Here is a 21575-nt window from a genome sequence, read left to right as displayed (position 1 = left end):
TATTTTAAAATAAAAAGATTAAACCAATAATTTTAGTTTAATCCTTTAAATATTATTTTATCATTTCTTTAATTTCTGCAACACTACAATTATCCAGTATCATTTCAAATATTCTATCATATTGTTCATTGTTTAAATTATCTAAGATATCTGGATTTTCATCAGGATAATATTTTTTAAATAACTGTTTTGTTTTCTCTCTGTTTTTTTCTATGATTCCTTTTTCTTTTCCTTTTTCATACATATCTTGTTTATCCTGTTCATTTGCCCAGCGATTTAAGCTTCTTTTATAGGCCATATCTCTTAACTCTTCATCTTTGTTGAACTTATCTATCTTGCTTTTCATAACTTCAATCACCTTATGTCCCTTTAATGCCATTATATCATCTGTTAATCCGTTTTCAAATATGTAGATTCCTTTTTCTAATTCACTGAATTCTTTTAGTTCTTTTTGTTTTTTTATAATGTTGATATAAGGCATTTGAACATAGACTCTTGTTATTAGATTATACTGCTCTACTTTCCCTTCTTCATTACGGCTTTCATATTTATCGTACAGCTTCAAATTATTTTTATCGATACCATCAATAAAAATTATCTGATAAACGTGTCGGATCTTTTCTTTATAGTCATCGCCGGTTTTTTCTTGTCGGGATAATAATGATGCTCCATAAATCTGAAATCTTTGATATTGATTTTTAGAAAAAGCTGAACTTTGCATTTCAATGTTGACATAATCACCATTATCCAACTGAGCTCGGATATCGAGGATCATATCTTTGTCATCGATATTTTCAACGACAAGGTCAGGATTTAAAATAGTAATTGATTTACAAACAATACCTAAGATACCTTCAATAAAAAGTTTTAAAAGATATTTAGCGTCAGGATCTTGATCATTACCAAGGGAGTGTTTAAACATAAAGTCGTTTTTAAAATCATAGATTTTATCTGGTCGTTTAACCATATTTATATCACCTCGATATTATATACTCCCTTAATAATTCATTTTTCTTTTTTATTTATACTTTTTGATTTAAATAATATTTATCTAAATCTATTTGCTTTTCACTTTTAGCTACTAATATAGCAGCTAATGAACCTCCGGTAACATTAGTAGCAGTCCTAATCATATCAACGATACTTGATATTGGTGCTAAGATGACAATTATCTCTATCGGTAAACCAGCACTTGCAAATAATGCTGTTGCCGTTATAGTTGCTGTACCTGGAACTCCTACCGTACCTAAAGAAACTACAACTGCTAAAACAATTAAAAATAAATACTGACCTAAAGTATAATTAATATTTAATACATTAATTGCTAAAATTGCTAACAATATCGGCCACATTCCAGCACATCCTGGCATTCCTAAATTGGCTCCTAAACTAGTTACAAAACTAGCAATATCTTCATTAACCCCTATTTTTGTTAATTGTTTAACCGTAATTGGAATAGTTCCAATACTACTTTGACTAGTAAAAGCAACTATTCCAGCTGGCCAGATTCCTTTAAAAAAAGTTAATGGTTTTAATCCAGCTATTTTTAATAATAAACTACTAACACCAAAAATTTGAATGAGGCATATTAAATAAGCTAAAAACATAACACTAACTAATGGTATTAGTTCAACAATTGTACTTTTACTTGCTGCTCTTGCAATCAATGCTAAAACAGCATATGGTGTAAAACTAATAACAAAGTTAATTACTTCTTTCATTACTGCATTACCAGCATCAATAATTTTTTTAAATAATAATACTTCCTTTTGGCTATTAGTAGCAGCTTTATTATAAGCAATTGCTATTATTATACAAAAAACAACTATTGGTACTACTTCACCATTTACCCAACTATCAGCAAGATTTTTAGGAAATAGATTAACGATCGTATCAATAAAATCAGGAACATTAACAGCTTCATAATTATTAGCTAACTGATAATTGATTCCTGAACCAACGTTACTAACTACTGCTAATATTAACGTAATCACTGCTGCTAAAAATGTATTCAACAATAAAAAGAAAATTGTTTTAGCCCCTATTTTTTTAAGTCTAATTGAACTATCTAAATCGGTAATGCTAGAAATAATACTAAAAAACAATAAAGGAATTACAGTTGCTAAAATCAAATTCGAATAAATATTACCAATAGCTTCTAAATAACGATAATATCCTTTAAATACAATTCCTACAATAATTCCAAAAACTAATCCTAATATCGTTAAGATACTAAAATCAAATTTTTTCACTTTATCCATATAATAAATAATAATAAAAAATACTCCCGCTAATAATAGCGCTCCTAATTCTAAAATATTCATATAAACTGTCCTCTTTTCTTTAAATTATTTTATACTTGACAGTTTACCAACATCGTTCAAAATACAATTTTCTTATAAAGTCATCAAAAATCATTCTTTCACTCTTTTCCTACTAAAACAGTATGATATAAATCTATAATAATCATATTTATCTGTCAAGAAATATAATAACTAGTATTTATTGCCCTTAAAATTTGTTATAATTTTATAAAATGTGAGGTGACCTTAATGAAATATTCACTTGAAGATAGTTTAGAGGCCTGGCAAACTAATGCTAAATTTTGGGATGAGTGTATGGGAGATAATTCTAATCAGTTTCATCGTGAAGTAGTTCGCCCTAAAGTAAATAAATTACTTGATATTCAAAAAGATGACTATGTCTTAGATATTGCTTGTGGTAATGGTAATTATTCTGCATATTTAGCTAATCAGGGTGTAAATGTTGTTGCTTTTGATTATTCTTCAAAAATGATTGAACTAGCTAAAAAAAGACAAGCACGTTATATTAATAAAATTGAATTTCATGTTATTGATGCTACAAATAAACAAAGTCTAATGACATTAAAAAAAGATATCCCGTATACTAAAGCTGTTTCTAATATGGCTATAATGGATATTTTTGAAATATCTACCCTATTTAAATGTGTTAATGAGCTATTAATTGAAAATGGAACTTTTGTATTTGCAACTCAACATCCCTGTTTTGTTACTTTAACTGATAAATATATGAGCGCTCATAGTTATTATGATATCGCAATTGATGGGCAACCTAAAAAACAATGCTATTATCATCGATCACTACAAGACATCTTTAATATATGTTTTAAAAGTGGCTTTGTTATTGATGGTTTTTATGAAGAATGTTTTCATGATAAAGAAAAACCAGAAGTTATTATCGTTAGAGCCAGAAAAATATTTTAAGATAAAATGAAGGAAATTTCCTTCATTTCATCTTTCTTTGATAATATTTTTAGCTGATAAATAAGTGATATAGAAATAACCACCATAGATGATAATTAAAAATAATATTGTTATCTTAATAGCACCAAAAACATTTAATTGACCTGATGACTCTAACATTAATTTACATACTTGAATTCCAAAAATAGAATGAATCAAAGCTAAAATTAATGGAAAAGCAAAATATATTGCAATTTGAATAAATAATGATTTATTGATCATCTTTTCATCGACACCTATTTTTCGTAAAATCTGATACTTTTCTTTATTATCAATACATTGTGATAATTCTTTCAAAGCCAATATTGCTGCACATGAAATTAAAAATACTAATCCAATATATAAACCAATAAAGATAACCATTGCTCCAGTTCCGATATTATTAGTAGCAATCTCTAGTTTAGTAGTAACAATTAAATCATCACTACGATATCCTAATAGTTCTTCATTAATTTCATCTCTTTTAGCTTTACTACTACTATAATTACCTATCAAAAAGCTTTCATCAACATTCAAATTCTTTACTGCTTCATCAGGTACGATATAAAATCCCATATCAGCTGGACTTGATTGAATCGTTAAAAAACCATATTGACAAGAAGCAAATTTACTATGATAAACCTTGCCATTTAATTCAATATCAGGTTTATTTTTTAAAACCATATTTCTAATATTACAAACATTGTTATAATTACCCATTACCACATATTCATTTTCTAATTGATAGGTTGGTAAATTATATAGTTTTGCTACTTGATTATATGCACTCACTCCTATTATATGTTCATGTTCATTTAAAAATTCCTCACTAACATCACTATACATATTGCCATAGGTATCACCATATGTTAATTCATCACTATAATAAGTTTCAAAATTTAATTCTTCTTGTAAATTAATCTCATCATTTAAATTTATATTATTACTATTTAAATATTCTTTTACTGTCATTTGACTATCTTTTACATTTGTAATCATTTGTAAATCGACTGGTACTAATTCATCAATTTCACTATTAGCACTATCATTTAAAGCCACAGCACTTGAAAATATACAAATTGTTAAAAAGAGTAATAAACAAATAACTGTTGTTGATAGTATTGTAGTATTAATTTTACTAACAACCTGACTAACAGTAAAACTATTTAAGTTTTTAAAATAAACTGATTTGATTTTCAAAACTAATTTTAATAATAATCCTGATAAAGACCAGTAAATTAAATAGGTTGCTACGGCCCCATAGACCATTTGCAAGATTATTGAAAAAAAGGTTGTTAAATTTTCAACATTACTTGTAACGTTATAATAAGCATAAGATAAAAGTAAAACCGCACCAATAAATACAAATAAACAAACAATTGGATTTTTATTAGTAATTAATTCATTTTGTTGATGAGCAGTCATTAAATTTATTAATTGTTGACGATTAACCTGGACTGTATTAAAAACAATTACTAATAAATACATAATTCCAAAATAACATATCGTTTTTAATAATGCTGATCCTGATAATACAAATGTAAATCTATTCATATCAGCTTCAAACATATTAGCTACAATAATAGACATCACTTGTGATAATACAATTCCTAAAACAAGACCAACAACCAATGATATTAAACCAATAATTAAAGTTTCTACAATTAGAATCTTAGAAATCTGTTGTTTAGACATTCCTAATATCATATAAATACCAAATTCTCTTTTTCTACGTTTCATTAAAAAGCGATTAGCATAAACAATCAAAAATCCTAATACAAAAGAAACAAAAACACTTACACCTGATAAAATATCATTCATCATTTTAATAATATCTCTAGCTGAGTCACTAATTTCCAACATAACAGTTTGGGACTGTAAAGAATTAAAAATATAAAAAATTGTTATTCCTAAAATCAAAGTTACAAAATAAATAACATAATCTTTAAAACTCTTTTTAATATTTTTAAACGATAGATTAAATAACATCACTAATATCGCCTCCTAATAGAGAAACAACATCGATGATCTTATCAAAAAATTCTTTGCGACTTTGATTACCACGACTAAACTCATTAAAAATCTGACCATCTTTAATAAAGATAACTTTAGAAGCATAACTAGCACTAAAAGCATCATGAGTAACCATTAAAATAGTCGTTTTGTATTCTTGATTTAATTTGTTTAATCTTTCAAGTAATAACCTAGAACTCTTGGAATCTAAAGCACCCGTAGGTTCATCCGCTAGGACTAACTGGGGATTAGTAATAATTGCCCTGGCACTAGCTACTCTTTGTTTTTGTCCACCAGACATTTGTGATGGATATTTATCTAAAATATCACTTATATCTAATTTACTAGCGACTTCTTTAACTCGTTTATCTATTTCCTGATAAGATACTTTTTGAATTTGCAAAGCTAAAGCAATGTTTTCATAAGCTGTTAAAGTGTCTAATAAATTGAATTCTTGAAAAATAAATCCTAATTGTTCGCGTCTGAATTGATTCAATTTATTTCCTTTAAGCTTAGTAATATCGATTCCTTTTAAATAAATATGACCGCTAGTAACCCTATCAATCGTAGAAATTAAGTTTAACAAAGTTGTTTTACCAGAACCACTGGCCCCCATAATGGCCACAAATTCTCCTTCATCAATTGACATTGATAAATTATTAATTGCTTTTGTTAGATTACTCTTGTTTCCATAATATTTACTAATATTTTCAATTACTAATATCTTCTCCATACTCTTTTTCTCCTTTACATCTTTATTATAGAAAACAGATAATCTAGATGACATCGAAATACCTTACACTATCTTACAACTTTGTAATAATCTTCATTATTAAAATCGATTATCACTTTAGTATACTTCCCTTGTTTTGATTCAATAGCTATTTGATGTCCTAACTTATGACATAAATTTTTGACAATATATAATCCCATACCTGTAGCACTAGAAACAAGGCGACCATTTTCTCCGGTAAATGATTTATCAAAAACATATAGTAATTCACTATCTTTTATCCCAATTCCGTTATCTAATATTTCCAAGGAAATATAATTTTCATTTTGAATAACATTAAAACTAATTAAACAATCACTTTCACCATGATATTTAATACTATTACTAATTATCTGATTAATAATAAATTCTAACCATTTGCTATCACTCAATACTGTTGCTTCAATATTTTTTATTTTAATTGCAATATTTTGATACAATAAACTATCCTGATTTTTCTTAATAACATTTTTTATGATCTGATTTAAATCACATTTTTTTATTAAATAATCTTTTTCACTGCTATCTAATCTAGCATAATATAAAACTAATTCGACATTATTTTCTATTTTATTAATTTGATCTTTAAGTTTTCTAACGTTACTTTCGTGATTATGAATCATTAACTTAGTACTAGCTATCGGTAACTTAACTTCATGAATCCATAATTCAATATACTCTTTAAAATCACTTACTTCTTGTTGATATTTTTCGATTTCTTCATATGTTGCTTTATCAATTTCGTATAGCGAATCATACAAAATCTGTCCTTCTAAAAAATTAGGTCTTGTTATTAAGGCACTAATTAAACATTTTTTATCTAATTGATCCAGCTTTTTTTGAAAATCCTGATAAAAGAAACTTTTTCGATAATAATCATAGCTAATAACGATTAATAAAAATAAAACCATTATAATCAAAAGAGATACTTTTAAAGTTGCTGGTAAATGATACATTACTAAAAAAAACTGCACTAATAATATCATTGTAAAATACAATAATATCAAAACAATCTGATCTTTAATATAATCTAGTAATTTCATATTAATATATACCCTTGATCCCTTCTTGTTTCAATAACATCAACTAACCCAATTTTAGCTATTTTCTTTCTTAATCTTGTCATGTTAACAGTTAACGTATTATCATCAATAAACTTATCAGTACCCCATAAATAATTCATAATATCATCACGAGTAACAATTTTTCCTTGATTAATTACTAAATAATAAAAGATACTCATTTCATTTTTCGACAACAATAAACTCATATCTTCTTTTTCAAGCGTACTTTTCAATAAATTGATTTTAACTCCATGATATTCTAGCTTAGGCTCATTTTTTTGTAGCCGTTTAAATATGGCTTCAATATGTAACAATAAGATAGTTGGATTATATGGTTTAGTAATATAATCATCTACCCCATAACTATATGATAGTATTTCATCTATTTCACTATCTTTACTTGTAACCATAATTACAGGTACATTTGATACTTCTCTTAATTTTTTTAATAATTGCTGGCCATTTAAATAGGGTATTTTAATATCCAATAAAATTAAATCTGGATTAATTTCTAATATTCTGCTTAATGAATTTTTAAAATCATCTAAAATTATTCCTTGATAACCATTATTATCTAATAAAACTTTCAACTCTTTTCTCAATTCAATATCATCTTCAACAATTAATATCTTCATAACTTTTCTCCTTACCTTACAATCATGTAAGTTATTAATTAAAAAGGGTATAGCCGCCTATACCCTAATCAACCTTCTTACCTTTATTCATTACTTTATTAAATAACTTTTCTGTTTCCTCAAATTGTTTTAAAATTGCCTCATTACTAGGTTTACTTACTTTAACAGCATTACCTTTATCAACTAACACTTGTAAATTACGATCAATATTTTTTAATAAAACAATAATTTCATCTAACTTTTCTTCCATATTTCCTCCACTTGATTACCAGGAATTACCCAGGTATTCTTTTCCTTTAATTCGATACATAAAATCAGTTGTCCATGATGTATCAGTTGTAATAGGATTATCTAATAACTCTAATCCTTCATCAACATTACTATTTTCACTAAGACGAGCAGCCAAATAATAATTACCTGCTTTTTTTACCCGATATTTATAATCATTAGTTATCTTTTCCTGGTTAGTTATATCCTGACGATCAAAGACACTAGCCCCAAATTCGTTTATATCTCCTGATGTAATACTAATATTTAATATCTGAGTATCAATTTGTGTATTATTATCATTATTGATAATTGTAAATTGCTTAGCGACTTCCAGTATGATTTGATTATAATCATCACTTACAGCTTCTATTTTAACAAATTCTGGTGTAGATTCAAAGTTTTCAATTCCTGAAGCAATAATTTGATTCATTTGATCAACAGCTTCCTTACATGACATCTCAACTTCTGGTGATAAATCAGTTTCTGGAGATACTTCATCTTCAATAATATCACTATCATCACTTGTAGTACTATTATCATAGTTATTTTCTGCTTCGCTACTTTCAACTATTTCTAGATGATTATATTTTAATTGATTATCGTTTAAGCAAATAAATTCAATACTATTCATCTTTTCATAATCAAAATATTCATCATCAATTTTATCATTTAAAACAATATAACCAATAACCTTATTATTTTGATACACCTCTAATAAATGTTGATTTACAAACATTGTTTTATAATCATAATTACCCTCAAGATTAGAAACACTTACCGCTCCTTTATCAAATATTAATAAATATTCTAGATTAGCAAAACCAAAGCCATCATATTGATTGATGATTTCATTAATATTGGTTTCTTTTAATTTATCACGATAAACAGGTCGTAAAAATGTTTCTTTATCTTTTTGATAAACTATAATATCATCACTATCCGTCAATGTTACAACCTTAAATTTATTTACATGACTAATTCGATCTGTAAATTCACCGTATTCTTTAATAAGATTTTTATAAATACTTAATCTGTTATTTTTTAAGATACAAACATAATCACCATTTACATTGTTGTAATGATCAATTTTTATAAAATTACTTGATATCATCAATATTGCCATAAAGGTCAGCAAAACAATTATGATCGTCTTATTCTTTTTTACATTACGATAAAATATTAATAGAACGATTCCAGTGATAACTTTTAATATTCGTAAAACTAAATTTATTCCATCAATAATTACATAATCATAATTTTTAACATAATAAAAGCCAAATAAAATTGTAAAAAGATTATAAAATAAATAACCAATGATAAAAAACATTATTAATAATATAAGATAATTTATTTTTTTAAGTGATTTCTTTTTATCATTAAATTCAATATTTTGTTCTTTCAATTTATCAATTAAATCTTGATTATAATCAGTAATTAAATTACCAGTATCATAAGAAATCTGAATTTGATTACTTGAATAAAAAACAGATTTCATCTTTGAAAATTGAAATTTACCATATTTATCAACAAAACCATCTTCGTTTAGTGTCATTACTCGATTATTAGTTTCTTTATTATAGATTACTGGAATAGCTATTATGACAATTACTAATAGGGCAATAATTATTTCATTATCTATTTTTGTAAAAGGGAGCGCTGCAATATATATTCCCAATAAAATTGTTATTACAATTAATAAAATAAGAATAATTTTATATATCTTATTTTTTACGTATTTTATTTGCATTGATCTTCTCCTAATTTAAATTAAATATGGTAAAAATACTGTTGCTAGTCCTAAAAAGAAGAAAAAGCCTAAAACATCAGTAACCGTAGTAACAAATACCCCACTAGCAAGAGCTGGATCAATTTTCAACTTATCTAAAATTACTGGGATGAAGTAACCAGCAATATTAGCCAAGATCATATTTAAAAACATCGCTAATCCAGTAACTAATCCAAATATTGGATTACCTTCAAATATCATCGAACCAATGGCAACCAAAATACCAATAATAATCCCACTACACATTCCTACTGCAATTTCTTTTAACATTATTTTTATAGCGTTGGCTTTTGTCATTTCACCAAGTGATAATCCTCGAACAACGATTGTTAAAGTTTGAGTTCCGGCATTACCGCCCATACCAGTTACAATTGGCATTACTGTAGCTAAAGTAACTACTTGAGCAATTGTTCCTTCAAAAAAACTAACTACTGAAGCTGCTAAAACTGCAGTAAAAAGATTAATTATCAACCAGGGAATTCTACTTTTAAAAGATTCTTCGATAGTTGAATCTAAACGTTCTTCAGAGTCAACACCCCCTAATAAGTTGATATCTTCAGTACTTTCTTCTTGCATAATATCAATGATATCATCGAATTCAATTACCCCTAATAAATGATCTTCTTCATCTACTACAGGCATCATAATAAAACCATATTTTTTAAACTTTCGAGCAACTTCTTCCTGGTCAACATTATATAAAACTGATTTAACATTAGGATTAGTAATATCAATCATTTTAGTATCAAAAGTACTACTAACAATATCTCTTAATGATACGACGCCTTTTAATACATTTTGAGGATCTACTACATATAAATAATAAGTAGTATCTTGTTCCGTATTTTCTTGTAAATACTTTAAAGTCTTTTCGACGGTATTTCCAGAACGAATACTAATATATTCAGTAGTCATAATTCCACCAGCTGTATCAGGTTCAAAAGTTAATAATTTTTCAACATCAGCTTTATCATCTTGATCCATCTTATTTAAAATGTCTTGTTTTTCATTTTCTTCTAGTTCCCCAATTAAATCAGTAATTTCATCTTTAGACATTTCATCTATGATTTTACGTTGTTTGGCATCAGAAAATAATTTTAACAATTCATATTGTTCATCTTCGTCGTCTTCTTCTTCGATAATATTAGCAACTACATCATTAGGTAAATGATCCATTAATTCTTTAATACTATCTTCATCTTCATGAAGAATATCTAAAATATCGGCAGGGTGAATATTAGTAATTAATTTCTTTATCTGTTGCTGGTCACCATCTAATAAAACTTTTTTTAACTCTTCACGAGTAATACTATAACTCATATATATCCCCCTTTTTACTAGTTTATTTTTCACTGTAATTCTAACATAAATATAAGCTATTATTTTATCAAAATAACATAATTTAAAAAGGACTATAAAAATAGTCCTTAATCGATTGGTGCTTGATAAAAGCCACCAATAAAATTTTCAGTTGGAATTACATTAATTATTGCTTTATCATCACCTTCATGAAGCAATTGAACAATATCTTGTACTTCATAAGCTGATACAACAGTGTGTAATAAACTCATTGGGGCTTTACTATAGCCACCATAACCATTCATTACTGAAATACCATGACGATAATTTTTAATATATAAATCAACTACTTGTTCTGGATGTTTAGTTGTTATTTGTAAAGTTACACGTTTGTAACGTTGATAGAACGATGAAATAGTTCTAGTTGAAATAAACTGGAAGACAATTGAATATCCCGCATAAATCCAACCAAACATATAACCAAAAATACATAATATACATGTATTAAAGACAAAGACATAACCCCAGATTGACCGACCGCTTTTATTAGAAACATATAAAGCGATAAAATCAGTTCCTGCTGTTGAAGCATTTCCTTTTAAAGCTATTACTGTAGCAATACCATAAACAAAACCACCAAAACATACATTTAAGATCACATCATCGAACAATGGTGGAAAAGTACAAACTTTAAGTAGAAAACTTGTTAAGAATACCTGACACAAAGATGAAATAACAAATTTTTTACCGATACTTTTAAAACACAAAATAGCAACTGGTACATTTAAAGCAATCATCCCAAGTGATGTTGAAAAACTGATACCATATAAAGAAGTAATACGATCAATTAAAATTGCTACCCCAGTAAAACCACTTGATAATAAATTAGCCGGTTCAACAAATACTTTAATGGCATAAGTTTGTAAAAATGATGATGCAATTACAGCAAGAGCAGTGATTAAATATCGAAACCAGATTTTCTTTTTCATAATCCTAATTTTACTAATTTTTTAACCAAATCTAAACTAACTACATCATAGTCATTTTGATGAGTTTCAGGTCCATAACAATAATTAACATCTTTTCCACTTGTAGTTGGATCAGTTCGCCAATCTTTACAAGAGGAATGAATTTGATTGATTTTTGCAATTTCAACAATTTCTTTAGCATTACTAGCATTAACACCGCTACCAGCTAATATTTCAATTTTATCCCCATATTTTGCTTGTAATTCTTTAATTAATTCAATTCCATCCATTGCTTTAGCTTTTAAACCGCTTGTAAGTAAGCGATCAACACCTAAATCAATTAAAATCTCAATACTCTTATATGGATCATTAACACAATCAAAAGCACGATGAAATACTGCTGTTTTATGATATTTTTTACATAACTCAACCATTTTTCTAGTTCTTTCAACATCAATCTCATGGTTTTCATGTAAGAAACCAAAAGCAAGACCATCTGCCCCTGTTTCTAATAAATCTTTAGCTTCAATTAACATTTGACGATACTCAGATTTACTATAACAAAAACCTGCGCCCCTTGGTCTAACCATACAGATTACTGTTAAGTTAGTATTAGCCTTAGTCATTTTTAATGAAGCTAAACTAGGTGTTAAACCTCCTAAATGCAAAGCACTATTTAATTCTATTCTTTTAGCGCCACCATTATAAGCATTTAAGGCATCTTCGTAACTACCACAACATATTTCAATCATTCGTTTTCCCTACTTTCTATTTTGCAAGATGATATAAACTTAAAGCATAAATTTTAGCATTAGTAATAATATCTTCGATTGTCATCCATTCGTTAGGTAAATGACCAATACCTTTTTGACCTGGGAAAGATGGACCAAAAGGAACGATATTTGGCATTAATTTTGCATAAGTTCCTCCCGTTGTTGTTACTGGTGTACCATCATTTCCGGTTACTTTTTCATAAGTATATACTAATGTTTTAACAAGTTTACAATCTTTTTCAAATTTAACTGGATTATAATTATCTACTAAAATTACATCAAAATCAGATACTGCTTTTTTAATATTATCAATAATTGTTTCTACACTTACGTTAGCAGGATAACTAACACTAAATTGAACGCTAGGATCTTGATCTAATAATAATTGATAATTTCTAACTTCCAATAATCCAAATTCTTCATCTTTAAAATCGATATTAAAACATTCACCATTATTTTTAGTATTTAAAATATAATCATTAACTAAGTTAAAGAATTTTTCTAACTGATCTTGTTTTCCTGTGATTTTAACTACTGCCCGTCCCCGTTCACCATAAACAACAGGATATTTACAATCAGGAGTAAATCCCATTATTGGTGGTTTTTCTTTACTTAAATAATATTTCAAATCTTCAAAACCACTTTCTTCATCACAGCCAAAAATAATTCTAACTTCATGACTTAAATCAATATTCAATTCCTTTAATGCATATAATGCAAATAAACAAGATATAATAGGTCCTTTATTATCTAATATTCCCCGACTATAAATAGTTCCATTTTCCACGTATCCGCTAAATGGCGGATGTTTCCATCCTGTTTTAACAGGTACTACATCTAAATGACCGATGGCACAAATATAATCATCACTGCTGCCATAACTGGCATAACCAATATAATTATCAATATTAGTCGTTTTAAATCCTAAAGACGTCGCTAATGCTAATGTTTTATCTAAAGCTTCTTTTACTCCTGTCCCAAATGGAGCGTTTTCTTTAGCTTCACTTTCAACACTATCAATTTTTACAATATCAATAATGCCATCGATCATTTGTTTTGATATTTCATCAACTTTATTTAATATTTCTGTTTCCATATTATTTTTCTTCTAATGGAGCCATTCTTGTTGCCATATAATTATCTAACCATTCTTGACTAGCAACTGTATGAACACATTTACCATCAATATTTTCAGTTAAATAAACAGTTGGTTTTTCATTAGCAGTTGCCACTGCAAATGAGAATCCTTCAATATTAGTAGCAACACCCCATTCTCCTTTATTATTCATTGCTACTAGTGACATATCACCAGCTTTTCCACGACGTTGTTTTAATTCTAAATCAAAATCATTAACAGCTTTTTCACAAGCAGCTTGTGGATGCATTCCTTCTTTCATTAAACGAACTATTTCATAAGCAACGCAACCTTTCATTACATCTTCACCAAGTCCTGTTGCACTAGCACCACCGACTTTACTGTCAACATAGAATCCAGAACCAGAAATTGGTGAATCACCAACACGACCAGCTTTTTTCATAAATAATCCACTTGTTGAAGTAGCTGAAGTCATTTTACCATGACTATCTAGACAAACCATTCCTACTGTATCATGACCAGCATATGGTTTAATTTCTTGTTCTTGAACTTCTTTAACACGATTGCGATAATGAATTTTAGCACGATCGCTTAACATATTTTTTCTTTCAAATCCTTCTTTATGAGCAAATTTTTCTGCTCCAGCACCAACTAAAAGATTATTAACTTTTTCTTTTGATAATCTTCTAGCAATACTAACTGGGTTAGCATAATCTTTAATAGCAGCTACAGCACCAATATCAAGTGTATCACCATCCATAAATGCAGCGTCTAATTCTACTTCCATTTCTTCATTAGGTAAGCCACCATATCCTACTGATTTATAGTATGGAAAATCTTCTACTTCTCTAATTGCTGTTTCAATAGCATCACCAGCATCTTTTCCTTCTGCCAACATTTCACTAGCTTTGCTAATACCTTCCATGGCCATTCGCCATGTTGCGATAATACCCCACATTTATAAATTCCTCCTTTATTTTTAACAAAAGGATGCTTCTTAGCATCCTTTTTAATTTAGAAACAATACTTTGAAGTAATTGGATTTAGATCTTCTTTATCTACTAAGGCTTTTGCTAATTTACACATTCCATCTAATGCTTCATTTAAACCAGTACCACCTTTTTTAGGCGTTTCGACAATATGAACTTTATCTTTAAACTCATTGATTGTTTCTTCATTTTCCTTTGACATTGCAGCAAATGCTGGTACATCTGTAGTTTGATTGATGTCATAAGCAATATTTGCTGCCATTTTTCCATATCCTAAATAATTAAATGCTGGTCCACAAATTACTACATCTGGTTTTAATTTATTAACCATTGCACATAATTTACGACTTACTTCTTTAGGATTTGCTTCATAAAAACCATCTCCACAATATAGACAAGCAACAACACGACCACCTACTGCTTTTAAGTATGGTTCCATCATAATTGCTGGTCCTACTGGATCTTTAGTTGCGCCTAAAGGAACCATATGATCGTCTTTAATACCTGCACCAGATTGGATTTGATCATAAATCATAATTACTTTCATTTTATTGCCTCCTTTTATAAATCATCAAATGATAAATCGTCTAATGAGAAATCGTCATCTTCTTCTTCGTTTGCTGCATTAGCTTCATCAATTAAATATTGTTTATCCATAATTTTAATAAATGGCATGTAAATAAATACACCGGCAATTAATAATAATCCTTGCAAGATAGCTCCAACCCAGTTAGTCGCTAATAAACCTGAAATAATTACTGGTGTTGTCCATGGAATTTGAACCCCACTACAAATTGGAACAAAATCCAGAGCCATTGCAAAATAAGATATAACGATATTCATCGTCGGTACTAAAACAAATGGAACTAACATAGTTGGGTTTAATACGATTGGTAACCCAAATACGATTGGTTCGTTAATACCAAAGATACCTGGTACTAACGCTAATTTACCTAATTCAGTAATACGTTTAGATTTACAGAATAATAACATTGCAATAATTAATGATAATGTAGAACCACATCCACCGAATGTTGCAAATAAATCTTGGAATTGTTGACAAATAATATGTCCTTCCCCAACTCCTGTTTTAAAGAATTCTAAGTTTTCAACTGCTAAAGTTTGTAAAATTGGATTAAATACTGCTCCAACTACAGATCCACCATTTACCCCGAAGAACCAGAATAAATGTAAGAAGATATAAGCAATAACCATTGCTCCTAAAGTATCACCTAAGTTTAATAATGGTGTTTGTAAGAATTCGAAAATAATTTGGAATACGTTTGTTCCTAAGAAACCAAATAATAAGTTAATTAGGAAGAATACTGTCATAACAATAACTGCTGGAATTAAAGCTCCAAATGATTGTTCAACAGTAGGAGGTACTCCTTTAGGCATTTTAATTACCCAACCTTTTTTCTCTACCCAAGAATAAATATGTACGGCAATGAAAGAAACAATGATACCAACAAAAATACCTTTAGCACCAACCCATCCAAGTGGTAAACCAGATAAGCTTGCTGCTACTTCTTCACCACCTACAGTAATTGTTCCTTCTACTGTATATGGCATAATTAAAAACCATGACATAATGGCAACAGCTGCACCAAAGATTTTGTCAGTTTTCATTTGACGAGCAAATGAATAAGCAATACCAACAACAGCAAAAATTGCCATGATATCAAATGTTGCACTTGCTGGTTTAGCAATAAATGTTGCTAATGTTTCACCAGTGCTTGAATTAACAACAACTGATTCTAACCAATCAGTCCATGCAGTAATTGGAAAGTTTCCAATTAATAAGAATATTGATCCGGCAATAAGTAATGGTGTAGAAACCAAGAAACCATCACGAATTGCAACTAGATATTTGTTACGCCCAATAGCTTCTGCTAAAGGCATCAAAACTTTTTCAAGTTTTTTCATCATAAAAGTTTGCCCTCTTTTCTATTTTATTTTTTATTCCCCTTAATTAATTTAATTGCTGTTTTAAGAACTTTTTCTCCGTTCATCATTCCATAATCACCTTGGTCGATTACAGCAATAGGGATCCCTTGGCTTCCAAATTGAGCCACTGTTTCATCATACATATATTTTACTTGTGGTCCAAGTAAAATACAGTCAGGACGATCATTACTAATGATTTCTTCTAGTTTGTTGTGTGGAAAAGCTGCTACTTTAATTGGTAATTTATGTTGATTAGCAACATCTTGCATATTGCTTGCTAACATACTTGTAGACATTCCAGCACTACAAAATAAATAAATTTTTTTCATCTTTTTTTCCTCCCTTTATTTTTTATAATCAGTATTTTCATACTTATTACTATTTTTCTAATGCAGCAACACGTTCATTTAAACGAATGATTTCTAATGCCATTACTTTAATAGTTTCAGCTGACATTAATTGATCTTCTGCATGCATCAATAAAATTGTTGGTACAACATGTTCACCGCTTGCTTCTTTTTGAATCAATTCACCATGAGCACTATGTCCACCATTAAATGATTCTTCTCCTTCTTTGATCTTAGCTTTAGCTAATTCAAAATCTCCCTCACTTGCAGCCTTCATAGCTTCAATATAACTTGATTTAGCCATTCCTACTGCTGAAATAATTTTAAAACTTACTAATTCTAATCCTTCCATAATCAATTCTCCTTATCTTATAGTATTATTATAAAATTTATTACCCGTTTTTTTTATTATTCATTTTTCCTAGTATTAGGAAATTAATTGCATGAAACTACCTTAGTATTTCCAATATAGTCATGTAAAGCACGATGTTCACCTTTAAATAAATATAACAAAATACTAACTGCTGTAACTACAAATCCAGCATACATCAATGGCGTTACAAAATTAATTTGAGTAATAATTGTAATAACTTCATGCCAAATAGCACTAGCAGTAACTAATACCCCTTCAATAACAATAATTCCTAATAATTGTCGTAATAACATATTTTTGATCGTTACTGGTTCATCATTTTTTTGAACAATTTTAATTTTGCAGATTCTTTTACCCACTGTTTGTCCTGGATAAATATAAGTTGGAACTATCACAAAATAGAAAATCGCAAATAATACAGCTATTACCCCGGAAATAATTCCATAAGGCTGTTCAAATTCAACAATGTTTTGATTTAACATTGTATTAGTTAACTTTTGTGATGTAATTGCAATTGGAATTGCTGTACATAAAGCCCCAACATACCAGTCAATTATGTAACTTATAAAACGCTTTGTCATTGAAGCATCAATATAATTATATTTTTTCTTTTTATTTCTTTTTTTTCTTTCTACCTTAGTTGCCATTTTATTCTCCTATTCAATAACATGCTGAATAAATTCCTGATAATTTTTAACCTCTAATAACTGTCTGAATTTATTAGAATCACTAACAATACTACTTAGCCAGTCAAAAAATATTTTCAACAGATGACTATCGGTATCTCTTATCGCTAATAAAAGTACTAATTTGACCTCAAAATCACCCCATTTTACTGGTTTATCTAAAATCATAATTGATATACAAGATTCTTTTGAAGTAATTTCAATCGAGTGTGGTACTGCAAAACCATTTACAAATGATGTTGCCGAAACTGACTCACGTTTAAATACATCTTCTTTATATCTTTCATCGGCTAAATTTTTACTAATTAATTCATCACATAAAAAATCAATAACTTCTTTAGAACTAGCCATTTGTTTTTTTACATGAAATAAATCTGGTCGTATTAATTCATTTACTAATACTACAAAATCTTCATGATAACGTTGTTTATCTAAAAGATTTAAAGTCTGGAAAACTTTACTTTCATCTTCATAATTAACAAATAATGTTATTTGCACTGTCGGTATATTTAAATTATGTTTTAATGGTACAGTCGTAATTATTAAATCTGGTTCTTGTTGTTTTATCATCATTTCTTCATAAAAACCATATCTTTTTACAATTACCATTCGTTCTTCAAATCTAAGTTTTAATTTATCAATACACATATTTGATAACATTTGATTGTGCGGGATAATTATAACCGCTCGATAACGTTTAATCGAATTTACACGATCATAAGCAGCTCCTAAATGTAAAGCTAAAAATGATAGTTCATTTTCTTTAACATTTATCTTGCAAATATCAGCAATTACTTCACCAGCTCTAATTGCCATTTCAAAAACCAATGGATATTTTCTTTTTATCTCTTGAAGATAAATATTAGTAATCGTAACATTGTTTTGCTGTCTTTCTAGTAATAGTTGTAAATGCATTTTTAAGCCTAACTTAAAATCCTTATCTTTAGAAAAATTAATATCAAAATAATCTTTTACTTCTTTAATTACAGCATCAACAATTTGATTTAATAACTTATCTAAATTTTCATCTTCATCATCTTTTTGATAACTACCAATTAATAATTGAGCAAATAAAACAACTTCATCTTCTACTAACTCAATATCAATTGTTTTACTAACCCGATGAAAAAACTCATATGAAATTTGATATTCAATATTATTATTTAAATGATGTTTAGCAGTTTTACTATTAATATAATTACGATTAATAATTCTTTCAATTGCAACACCAGCATGAATCATAATCATTGGAAAATCAATTTCACGAATTTGATAATTATACAATTCACAAACATCCTCAAGGATATCTTTAATTTCTAATAAATCAAAATTTGACCATAAATCAGCAATTGAATTTAAATTCAAGAAATTACCATGAGTTTCCTCAGTTAATAATTGTTTATATAATTTTCTTTTATCTGCTTCATTTCCCCGTAAGCTAATATAATTCTTTGATCTAATCAATTTTAAGCTAGGATATTCACTTATCATCTTACGAATCTTTTTAATATCATTATCAATTGAATAACCACTAACAAAAACCTGGTCTTGTAAAGCAATTAAATTAATTTCTTTACTTTTAAATAACAACTCTCGAATGATATAAACACAACGTTCATGTGAGTTTTGAGGAATAAGTTCCTTAGTTTCAATATCTTGTTTAAAAAGCAAAGCTTCATCAATTTGATAGCCTAATCTTTTATTTGATTTAATCAATAAACAATCATAAAACTTATTAATAACATCGATATCTGATCTAATAGTACGATCAGAGACATTTAATAATTTGGCAAGTTCTTTCCCTGTAATCCAATTATTATCATTATTTAATATGTCAATAATTTGATTTTGACGTTTATTAAGCATGACATCAACTCCGCTATCATACTAACATATTTTTAGGATTTATATCTATAATTAAACTTCCTAATAGATAGGAAAATTCCTATCTGTTAGGAAGTGTTATTTCCTTTATAAATAATTAAGCATAATATTGTTATTATATTGTCAAATGAGGTAAACTATTAATCGAGGTGAGAAAAATGTTGAATTTTATTGAATATCCAAAATGCAGTACATGTAAAAAAGCTAAAAAATACTTAGATCAACTTGGTTTAGAGCACCAGGATCGTCATATTGTTGAAGAAAAATTAAACAAAGAAGAACTACATGCTTTATATAAAAAAAGTAATTTGCCACTTAAAAAATTCTTTAATACTTCTGGATTAAAATATCGTGAATTAAATTTAAAAGATAAATTACCAGCAATGAGTGAAGATGAACAATTAGAACTTCTAGCTAGTGATGGTATGCTTGTTAAAAGACCAATCGTTGAAACTGAAGATCGCGTTTTAGTTGGTTTTAAAGCTAGTGAATATGATACATTAAAATAATGCCTGCTTCATATAGTCATTATCGTTTAGGTAAAATCGTTTTAAAACAGCTTGATGACCAGCTAAAAAAAATTATTAATGATAATATTGATTTTTATAATATTGGTCTTCATGGTCCGGATATTTTATTTTATAATCGGCCCTATTTACATAGCAAAATCAATCGCTTAGGCAGTGCTATTCATCAACAAAAAGCTTGTGAGTTTTTACTTCCAGCAATAACAACATTACAACATACTAAAAGTCAGGCTCAGTTTGCGTATCTTTGTGGTTTTGTTTGTCACTTTATTTTAGATAGTAATTGTCATCCTTTAGTAAATGAAATAATGGACAAGACTAAAACTACTCATTTTGAAATAGAAACTGAGTTAGATCGTTATTTTATGGTCAAAGATGGTTTGAATCCTTTAAAAACTCATTTAACTAATCATATCCATATTAATGATGATATTGTTAGTAATATTGCTATCTTTTATCCTCAAGCGAGCATTAAAGATATTTATAAGAGTTTAAAAGGAATGAAATTTTATGATCGTTTATTGGTGGCTCCGCAATTGTATAAAAGAGGCTTGATTTATTTGGTATTAAAAATAACCTTTACTTTTAAAAGGTTTCAAGGCTTTGTTGTTAATTATCAACCAAATCAAAAAATTGCTTTAGATATTATTGCGTTAGAAAAGTTATTTAACCAAAGTATTGATGAGTGTGTTGTTTATATTAATGATTTTATTGCTGCTTTAAAAAACGAACATTCTTTAAGTAATCGATTTAACCGCAATTTTAAATAGACGAGTTCATCGTCTTTTTTATTTATTAAAATGCAATTTTTAACTAAAACTGCTATAATACTTACTATCGGTTGTAGTTAAAAATTAACTTAAACTTAAGCTATTAAACATGA

Annotated in this window: 22 protein-coding genes; 3 read left to right on the top strand and 19 right to left on the bottom strand. The window is 28.0% G+C overall.

Translation table 11 applies throughout. The annotated features are described in order from the left end of the window. Positions 1–52 precede the first annotated feature (52 nt). Positions 53–967: an Rpn family recombination-promoting nuclease/putative transposase gene (locus tag ABGT36_RS14090; protein WP_346678568.1), complete on the bottom strand. Its 915-nt coding sequence runs from the start codon at positions 965–967 to the stop codon at positions 53–55. 55 nt (positions 968–1022) lie between these two features. Next, entirely contained in the window at positions 1023–2324 is a 1302-nt protein-coding gene (locus ABGT36_RS14085) for a dicarboxylate/amino acid:cation symporter (protein WP_346678566.1), read from the bottom strand. 228 nt (positions 2325–2552) lie between these two features. Here ABGT36_RS14085 and ABGT36_RS14080 point away from each other — a divergent pair, with 228 nt between their 5' ends. Continuing rightward, complete coding sequence (locus ABGT36_RS14080) at positions 2553–3245, top strand: class I SAM-dependent methyltransferase (RefSeq protein ID WP_308698204.1); 693 nt, start codon at positions 2553–2555, stop codon at positions 3243–3245. 27 nt (positions 3246–3272) lie between these two features. Here ABGT36_RS14080 and ABGT36_RS14075 read toward each other — a convergent pair whose 3' ends face one another. The 17 genes from ABGT36_RS14075 to ABGT36_RS13995 all read right to left on the bottom strand — a co-directional run bounded on the left by ABGT36_RS14075 (position 3273) and on the right by ABGT36_RS13995 (position 20147). After that, the gene (locus ABGT36_RS14075) at positions 3273–5252 is read right to left on the bottom strand and encodes an ABC transporter permease (protein ID WP_346678663.1); all 1980 of its coding nucleotides are present in this window, start codon (positions 5250–5252) and stop codon (positions 3273–3275) included. Further along, positions 5242–6009 (bottom strand): ABC transporter ATP-binding protein, encoded by a 768-nt coding sequence (locus ABGT36_RS14070; RefSeq protein ID WP_346678563.1) that lies wholly within the window; start codon positions 6007–6009, stop codon positions 5242–5244. The genes ABGT36_RS14075 and ABGT36_RS14070 overlap by 11 nt, the downstream gene beginning before the upstream one ends. 68 nt (positions 6010–6077) lie before the next feature. Beyond that, on the bottom strand, positions 6078–7091 hold the full coding sequence (locus ABGT36_RS14065) for a sensor histidine kinase (RefSeq protein ID WP_346678561.1): 1014 nt from the start codon (positions 7089–7091) through the stop codon (positions 6078–6080). Next, positions 7088–7747: a response regulator transcription factor gene (locus ABGT36_RS14060; protein ID WP_087301797.1), complete on the bottom strand. Its 660-nt coding sequence runs from the start codon at positions 7745–7747 to the stop codon at positions 7088–7090. Before ABGT36_RS14060 ends, ABGT36_RS14065 begins: the two co-directional genes overlap by 4 nt. A 64-nt stretch (positions 7748–7811) precedes the next feature. Beyond that, entirely contained in the window at positions 7812–7997 is a 186-nt protein-coding gene (locus tag ABGT36_RS14055) for a hypothetical protein (RefSeq protein ID WP_300629760.1), read from the bottom strand. Between the two features lie 15 nt (positions 7998–8012). After that, complete coding sequence (locus ABGT36_RS14050) at positions 8013–9764, bottom strand: hypothetical protein (protein WP_346678558.1); 1752 nt, start codon at positions 9762–9764, stop codon at positions 8013–8015. A 15-nt stretch (positions 9765–9779) separates the two neighbouring features. Further along, on the bottom strand, positions 9780–11123 hold the full coding sequence (gene mgtE / locus ABGT36_RS14045) for a magnesium transporter (protein ID WP_087371069.1): 1344 nt from the start codon (positions 11121–11123) through the stop codon (positions 9780–9782). A 107-nt stretch (positions 11124–11230) separates the two neighbouring features. After that, positions 11231–12091, bottom strand: coding sequence for a YitT family protein (locus ABGT36_RS14040; protein WP_087371066.1), 861 nt, complete (start codon positions 12089–12091; stop codon positions 11231–11233). Further along, positions 12088–12822 (bottom strand): copper homeostasis protein CutC, encoded by a 735-nt coding sequence (locus ABGT36_RS14035; protein ID WP_087301807.1) that lies wholly within the window; start codon positions 12820–12822, stop codon positions 12088–12090. The genes ABGT36_RS14040 and ABGT36_RS14035 overlap by 4 nt, the downstream gene beginning before the upstream one ends. 16 nt (positions 12823–12838) lie before the next feature. Then, positions 12839–13939, bottom strand: coding sequence for a Sapep family Mn(2+)-dependent dipeptidase (locus ABGT36_RS14030; protein ID WP_300077389.1), 1101 nt, complete (start codon positions 13937–13939; stop codon positions 12839–12841). 1 nt (position 13940) lies between these two features. Continuing rightward, a complete protein-coding gene (locus ABGT36_RS14025; protein WP_087301811.1) occupies positions 13941–14897 on the bottom strand; it encodes a N(4)-(beta-N-acetylglucosaminyl)-L-asparaginase in 957 nt (318 codons plus the stop codon). 56 nt (positions 14898–14953) lie between these two features. After that, a complete protein-coding gene (locus ABGT36_RS14020; RefSeq protein WP_087301813.1) occupies positions 14954–15475 on the bottom strand; it encodes a GrdB-related putative oxidoreductase in 522 nt (173 codons plus the stop codon). Between the two features lie 14 nt (positions 15476–15489). After that, complete coding sequence (locus ABGT36_RS14015) at positions 15490–16857, bottom strand: PTS sugar transporter subunit IIC (protein WP_087371059.1); 1368 nt, start codon at positions 16855–16857, stop codon at positions 15490–15492. A 23-nt stretch (positions 16858–16880) separates the two neighbouring features. Beyond that, entirely contained in the window at positions 16881–17204 is a 324-nt protein-coding gene (locus ABGT36_RS14010; RefSeq protein ID WP_087301817.1) for a PTS sugar transporter subunit IIB, read from the bottom strand. 49 nt (positions 17205–17253) lie between these two features. Beyond that, positions 17254–17574, bottom strand: coding sequence for a PTS lactose/cellobiose transporter subunit IIA (locus tag ABGT36_RS14005; RefSeq protein WP_087301819.1), 321 nt, complete (start codon positions 17572–17574; stop codon positions 17254–17256). Between the two features lie 83 nt (positions 17575–17657). After that, on the bottom strand, positions 17658–18242 hold the full coding sequence (locus ABGT36_RS14000) for an RDD family protein (RefSeq protein ID WP_346678554.1): 585 nt from the start codon (positions 18240–18242) through the stop codon (positions 17658–17660). Positions 18243–18251: 9 nt separating this feature from the next. Further along, positions 18252–20147: a BglG family transcription antiterminator gene (locus tag ABGT36_RS13995; protein WP_346678552.1), complete on the bottom strand. Its 1896-nt coding sequence runs from the start codon at positions 20145–20147 to the stop codon at positions 18252–18254. 176 nt (positions 20148–20323) lie between these two features. On the opposite strand from ABGT36_RS13995, the gene ABGT36_RS13990 reads away from it, so the two are divergent. After that, a complete protein-coding gene (locus tag ABGT36_RS13990) occupies positions 20324–20674 on the top strand; it encodes an arsenate reductase family protein (protein WP_300629774.1) in 351 nt (116 codons plus the stop codon). Then, entirely contained in the window at positions 20674–21462 is a 789-nt protein-coding gene (locus ABGT36_RS13985; RefSeq protein WP_296883083.1) for a zinc dependent phospholipase C family protein, read from the top strand. The genes ABGT36_RS13990 and ABGT36_RS13985 overlap by 1 nt, the downstream gene beginning before the upstream one ends. Positions 21463–21575 lie beyond the last annotated feature (113 nt).

This window comes from Erysipelatoclostridium sp. An173, assembly GCF_963931465.1.
Lineage (GTDB): Bacteria > Bacillota_I > Bacilli_A > Erysipelotrichales > Coprobacillaceae > Thomasclavelia > Thomasclavelia merdavium.
Note: the sequence above shows the minus strand (reverse complement) of the source record. Positions and strands in the feature narration are given on the sequence as shown.

What these genes read in the sequence shown, in the direction of transcription:
- ABGT36_RS14090 (WP_346678568.1), bottom strand. Translation starts at nt 967, where the DNA reads ATGGTTAAACGACCAGATAAAATCTATGATTTTAAAAACGACTTTATG.
- ABGT36_RS14085 (WP_346678566.1), bottom strand. Translation starts at nt 2,324, where the DNA reads ATGAATATTTTAGAATTAGGAGCGCTATTATTAGCGGGAGTATTTTTT.
- ABGT36_RS14080 (WP_308698204.1), top strand. Translation starts at nt 2,553, where the DNA reads ATGAAATATTCACTTGAAGATAGTTTAGAGGCCTGGCAAACTAATGCT.
- ABGT36_RS14075 (WP_346678663.1), bottom strand. Translation starts at nt 5,252, where the DNA reads ATGTTATTTAATCTATCGTTTAAAAATATTAAAAAGAGTTTTAAAGAT.
- ABGT36_RS14070 (WP_346678563.1), bottom strand. Translation starts at nt 6,009, where the DNA reads ATGGAGAAGATATTAGTAATTGAAAATATTAGTAAATATTATGGAAAC.
- ABGT36_RS14065 (WP_346678561.1), bottom strand. Translation starts at nt 7,091, where the DNA reads ATGAAATTACTAGATTATATTAAAGATCAGATTGTTTTGATATTATTG.
- ABGT36_RS14060 (WP_087301797.1), bottom strand. Translation starts at nt 7,747, where the DNA reads ATGAAGATATTAATTGTTGAAGATGATATTGAATTGAGAAAAGAGTTG.
- ABGT36_RS14055 (WP_300629760.1), bottom strand. Translation starts at nt 7,997, where the DNA reads ATGGAAGAAAAGTTAGATGAAATTATTGTTTTATTAAAAAATATTGAT.
- ABGT36_RS14050 (WP_346678558.1), bottom strand. Translation starts at nt 9,764, where the DNA reads ATGCAAATAAAATACGTAAAAAATAAGATATATAAAATTATTCTTATT.
- mgtE (WP_087371069.1), bottom strand. Translation starts at nt 11,123, where the DNA reads ATGAGTTATAGTATTACTCGTGAAGAGTTAAAAAAAGTTTTATTAGAT.
- ABGT36_RS14040 (WP_087371066.1), bottom strand. Translation starts at nt 12,091, where the DNA reads ATGAAAAAGAAAATCTGGTTTCGATATTTAATCACTGCTCTTGCTGTA.
- ABGT36_RS14035 (WP_087301807.1), bottom strand. Translation starts at nt 12,822, where the DNA reads ATGATTGAAATATGTTGTGGTAGTTACGAAGATGCCTTAAATGCTTAT.
- ABGT36_RS14030 (WP_300077389.1), bottom strand. Translation starts at nt 13,939, where the DNA reads ATGGAAACAGAAATATTAAATAAAGTTGATGAAATATCAAAACAAATG.
- ABGT36_RS14025 (WP_087301811.1), bottom strand. Translation starts at nt 14,897, where the DNA reads ATGTGGGGTATTATCGCAACATGGCGAATGGCCATGGAAGGTATTAGC.
- ABGT36_RS14020 (WP_087301813.1), bottom strand. Translation starts at nt 15,475, where the DNA reads ATGAAAGTAATTATGATTTATGATCAAATCCAATCTGGTGCAGGTATT.
- ABGT36_RS14015 (WP_087371059.1), bottom strand. Translation starts at nt 16,857, where the DNA reads ATGATGAAAAAACTTGAAAAAGTTTTGATGCCTTTAGCAGAAGCTATT.
- ABGT36_RS14010 (WP_087301817.1), bottom strand. Translation starts at nt 17,204, where the DNA reads ATGAAAAAAATTTATTTATTTTGTAGTGCTGGAATGTCTACAAGTATG.
- ABGT36_RS14005 (WP_087301819.1), bottom strand. Translation starts at nt 17,574, where the DNA reads ATGGAAGGATTAGAATTAGTAAGTTTTAAAATTATTTCAGCAGTAGGA.
- ABGT36_RS14000 (WP_346678554.1), bottom strand. Translation starts at nt 18,242, where the DNA reads ATGGCAACTAAGGTAGAAAGAAAAAAAAGAAATAAAAAGAAAAAATAT.
- ABGT36_RS13995 (WP_346678552.1), bottom strand. Translation starts at nt 20,147, where the DNA reads ATGCTTAATAAACGTCAAAATCAAATTATTGACATATTAAATAATGAT.
- ABGT36_RS13990 (WP_300629774.1), top strand. Translation starts at nt 20,324, where the DNA reads ATGTTGAATTTTATTGAATATCCAAAATGCAGTACATGTAAAAAAGCT.
- ABGT36_RS13985 (WP_296883083.1), top strand. Translation starts at nt 20,674, where the DNA reads ATGCCTGCTTCATATAGTCATTATCGTTTAGGTAAAATCGTTTTAAAA.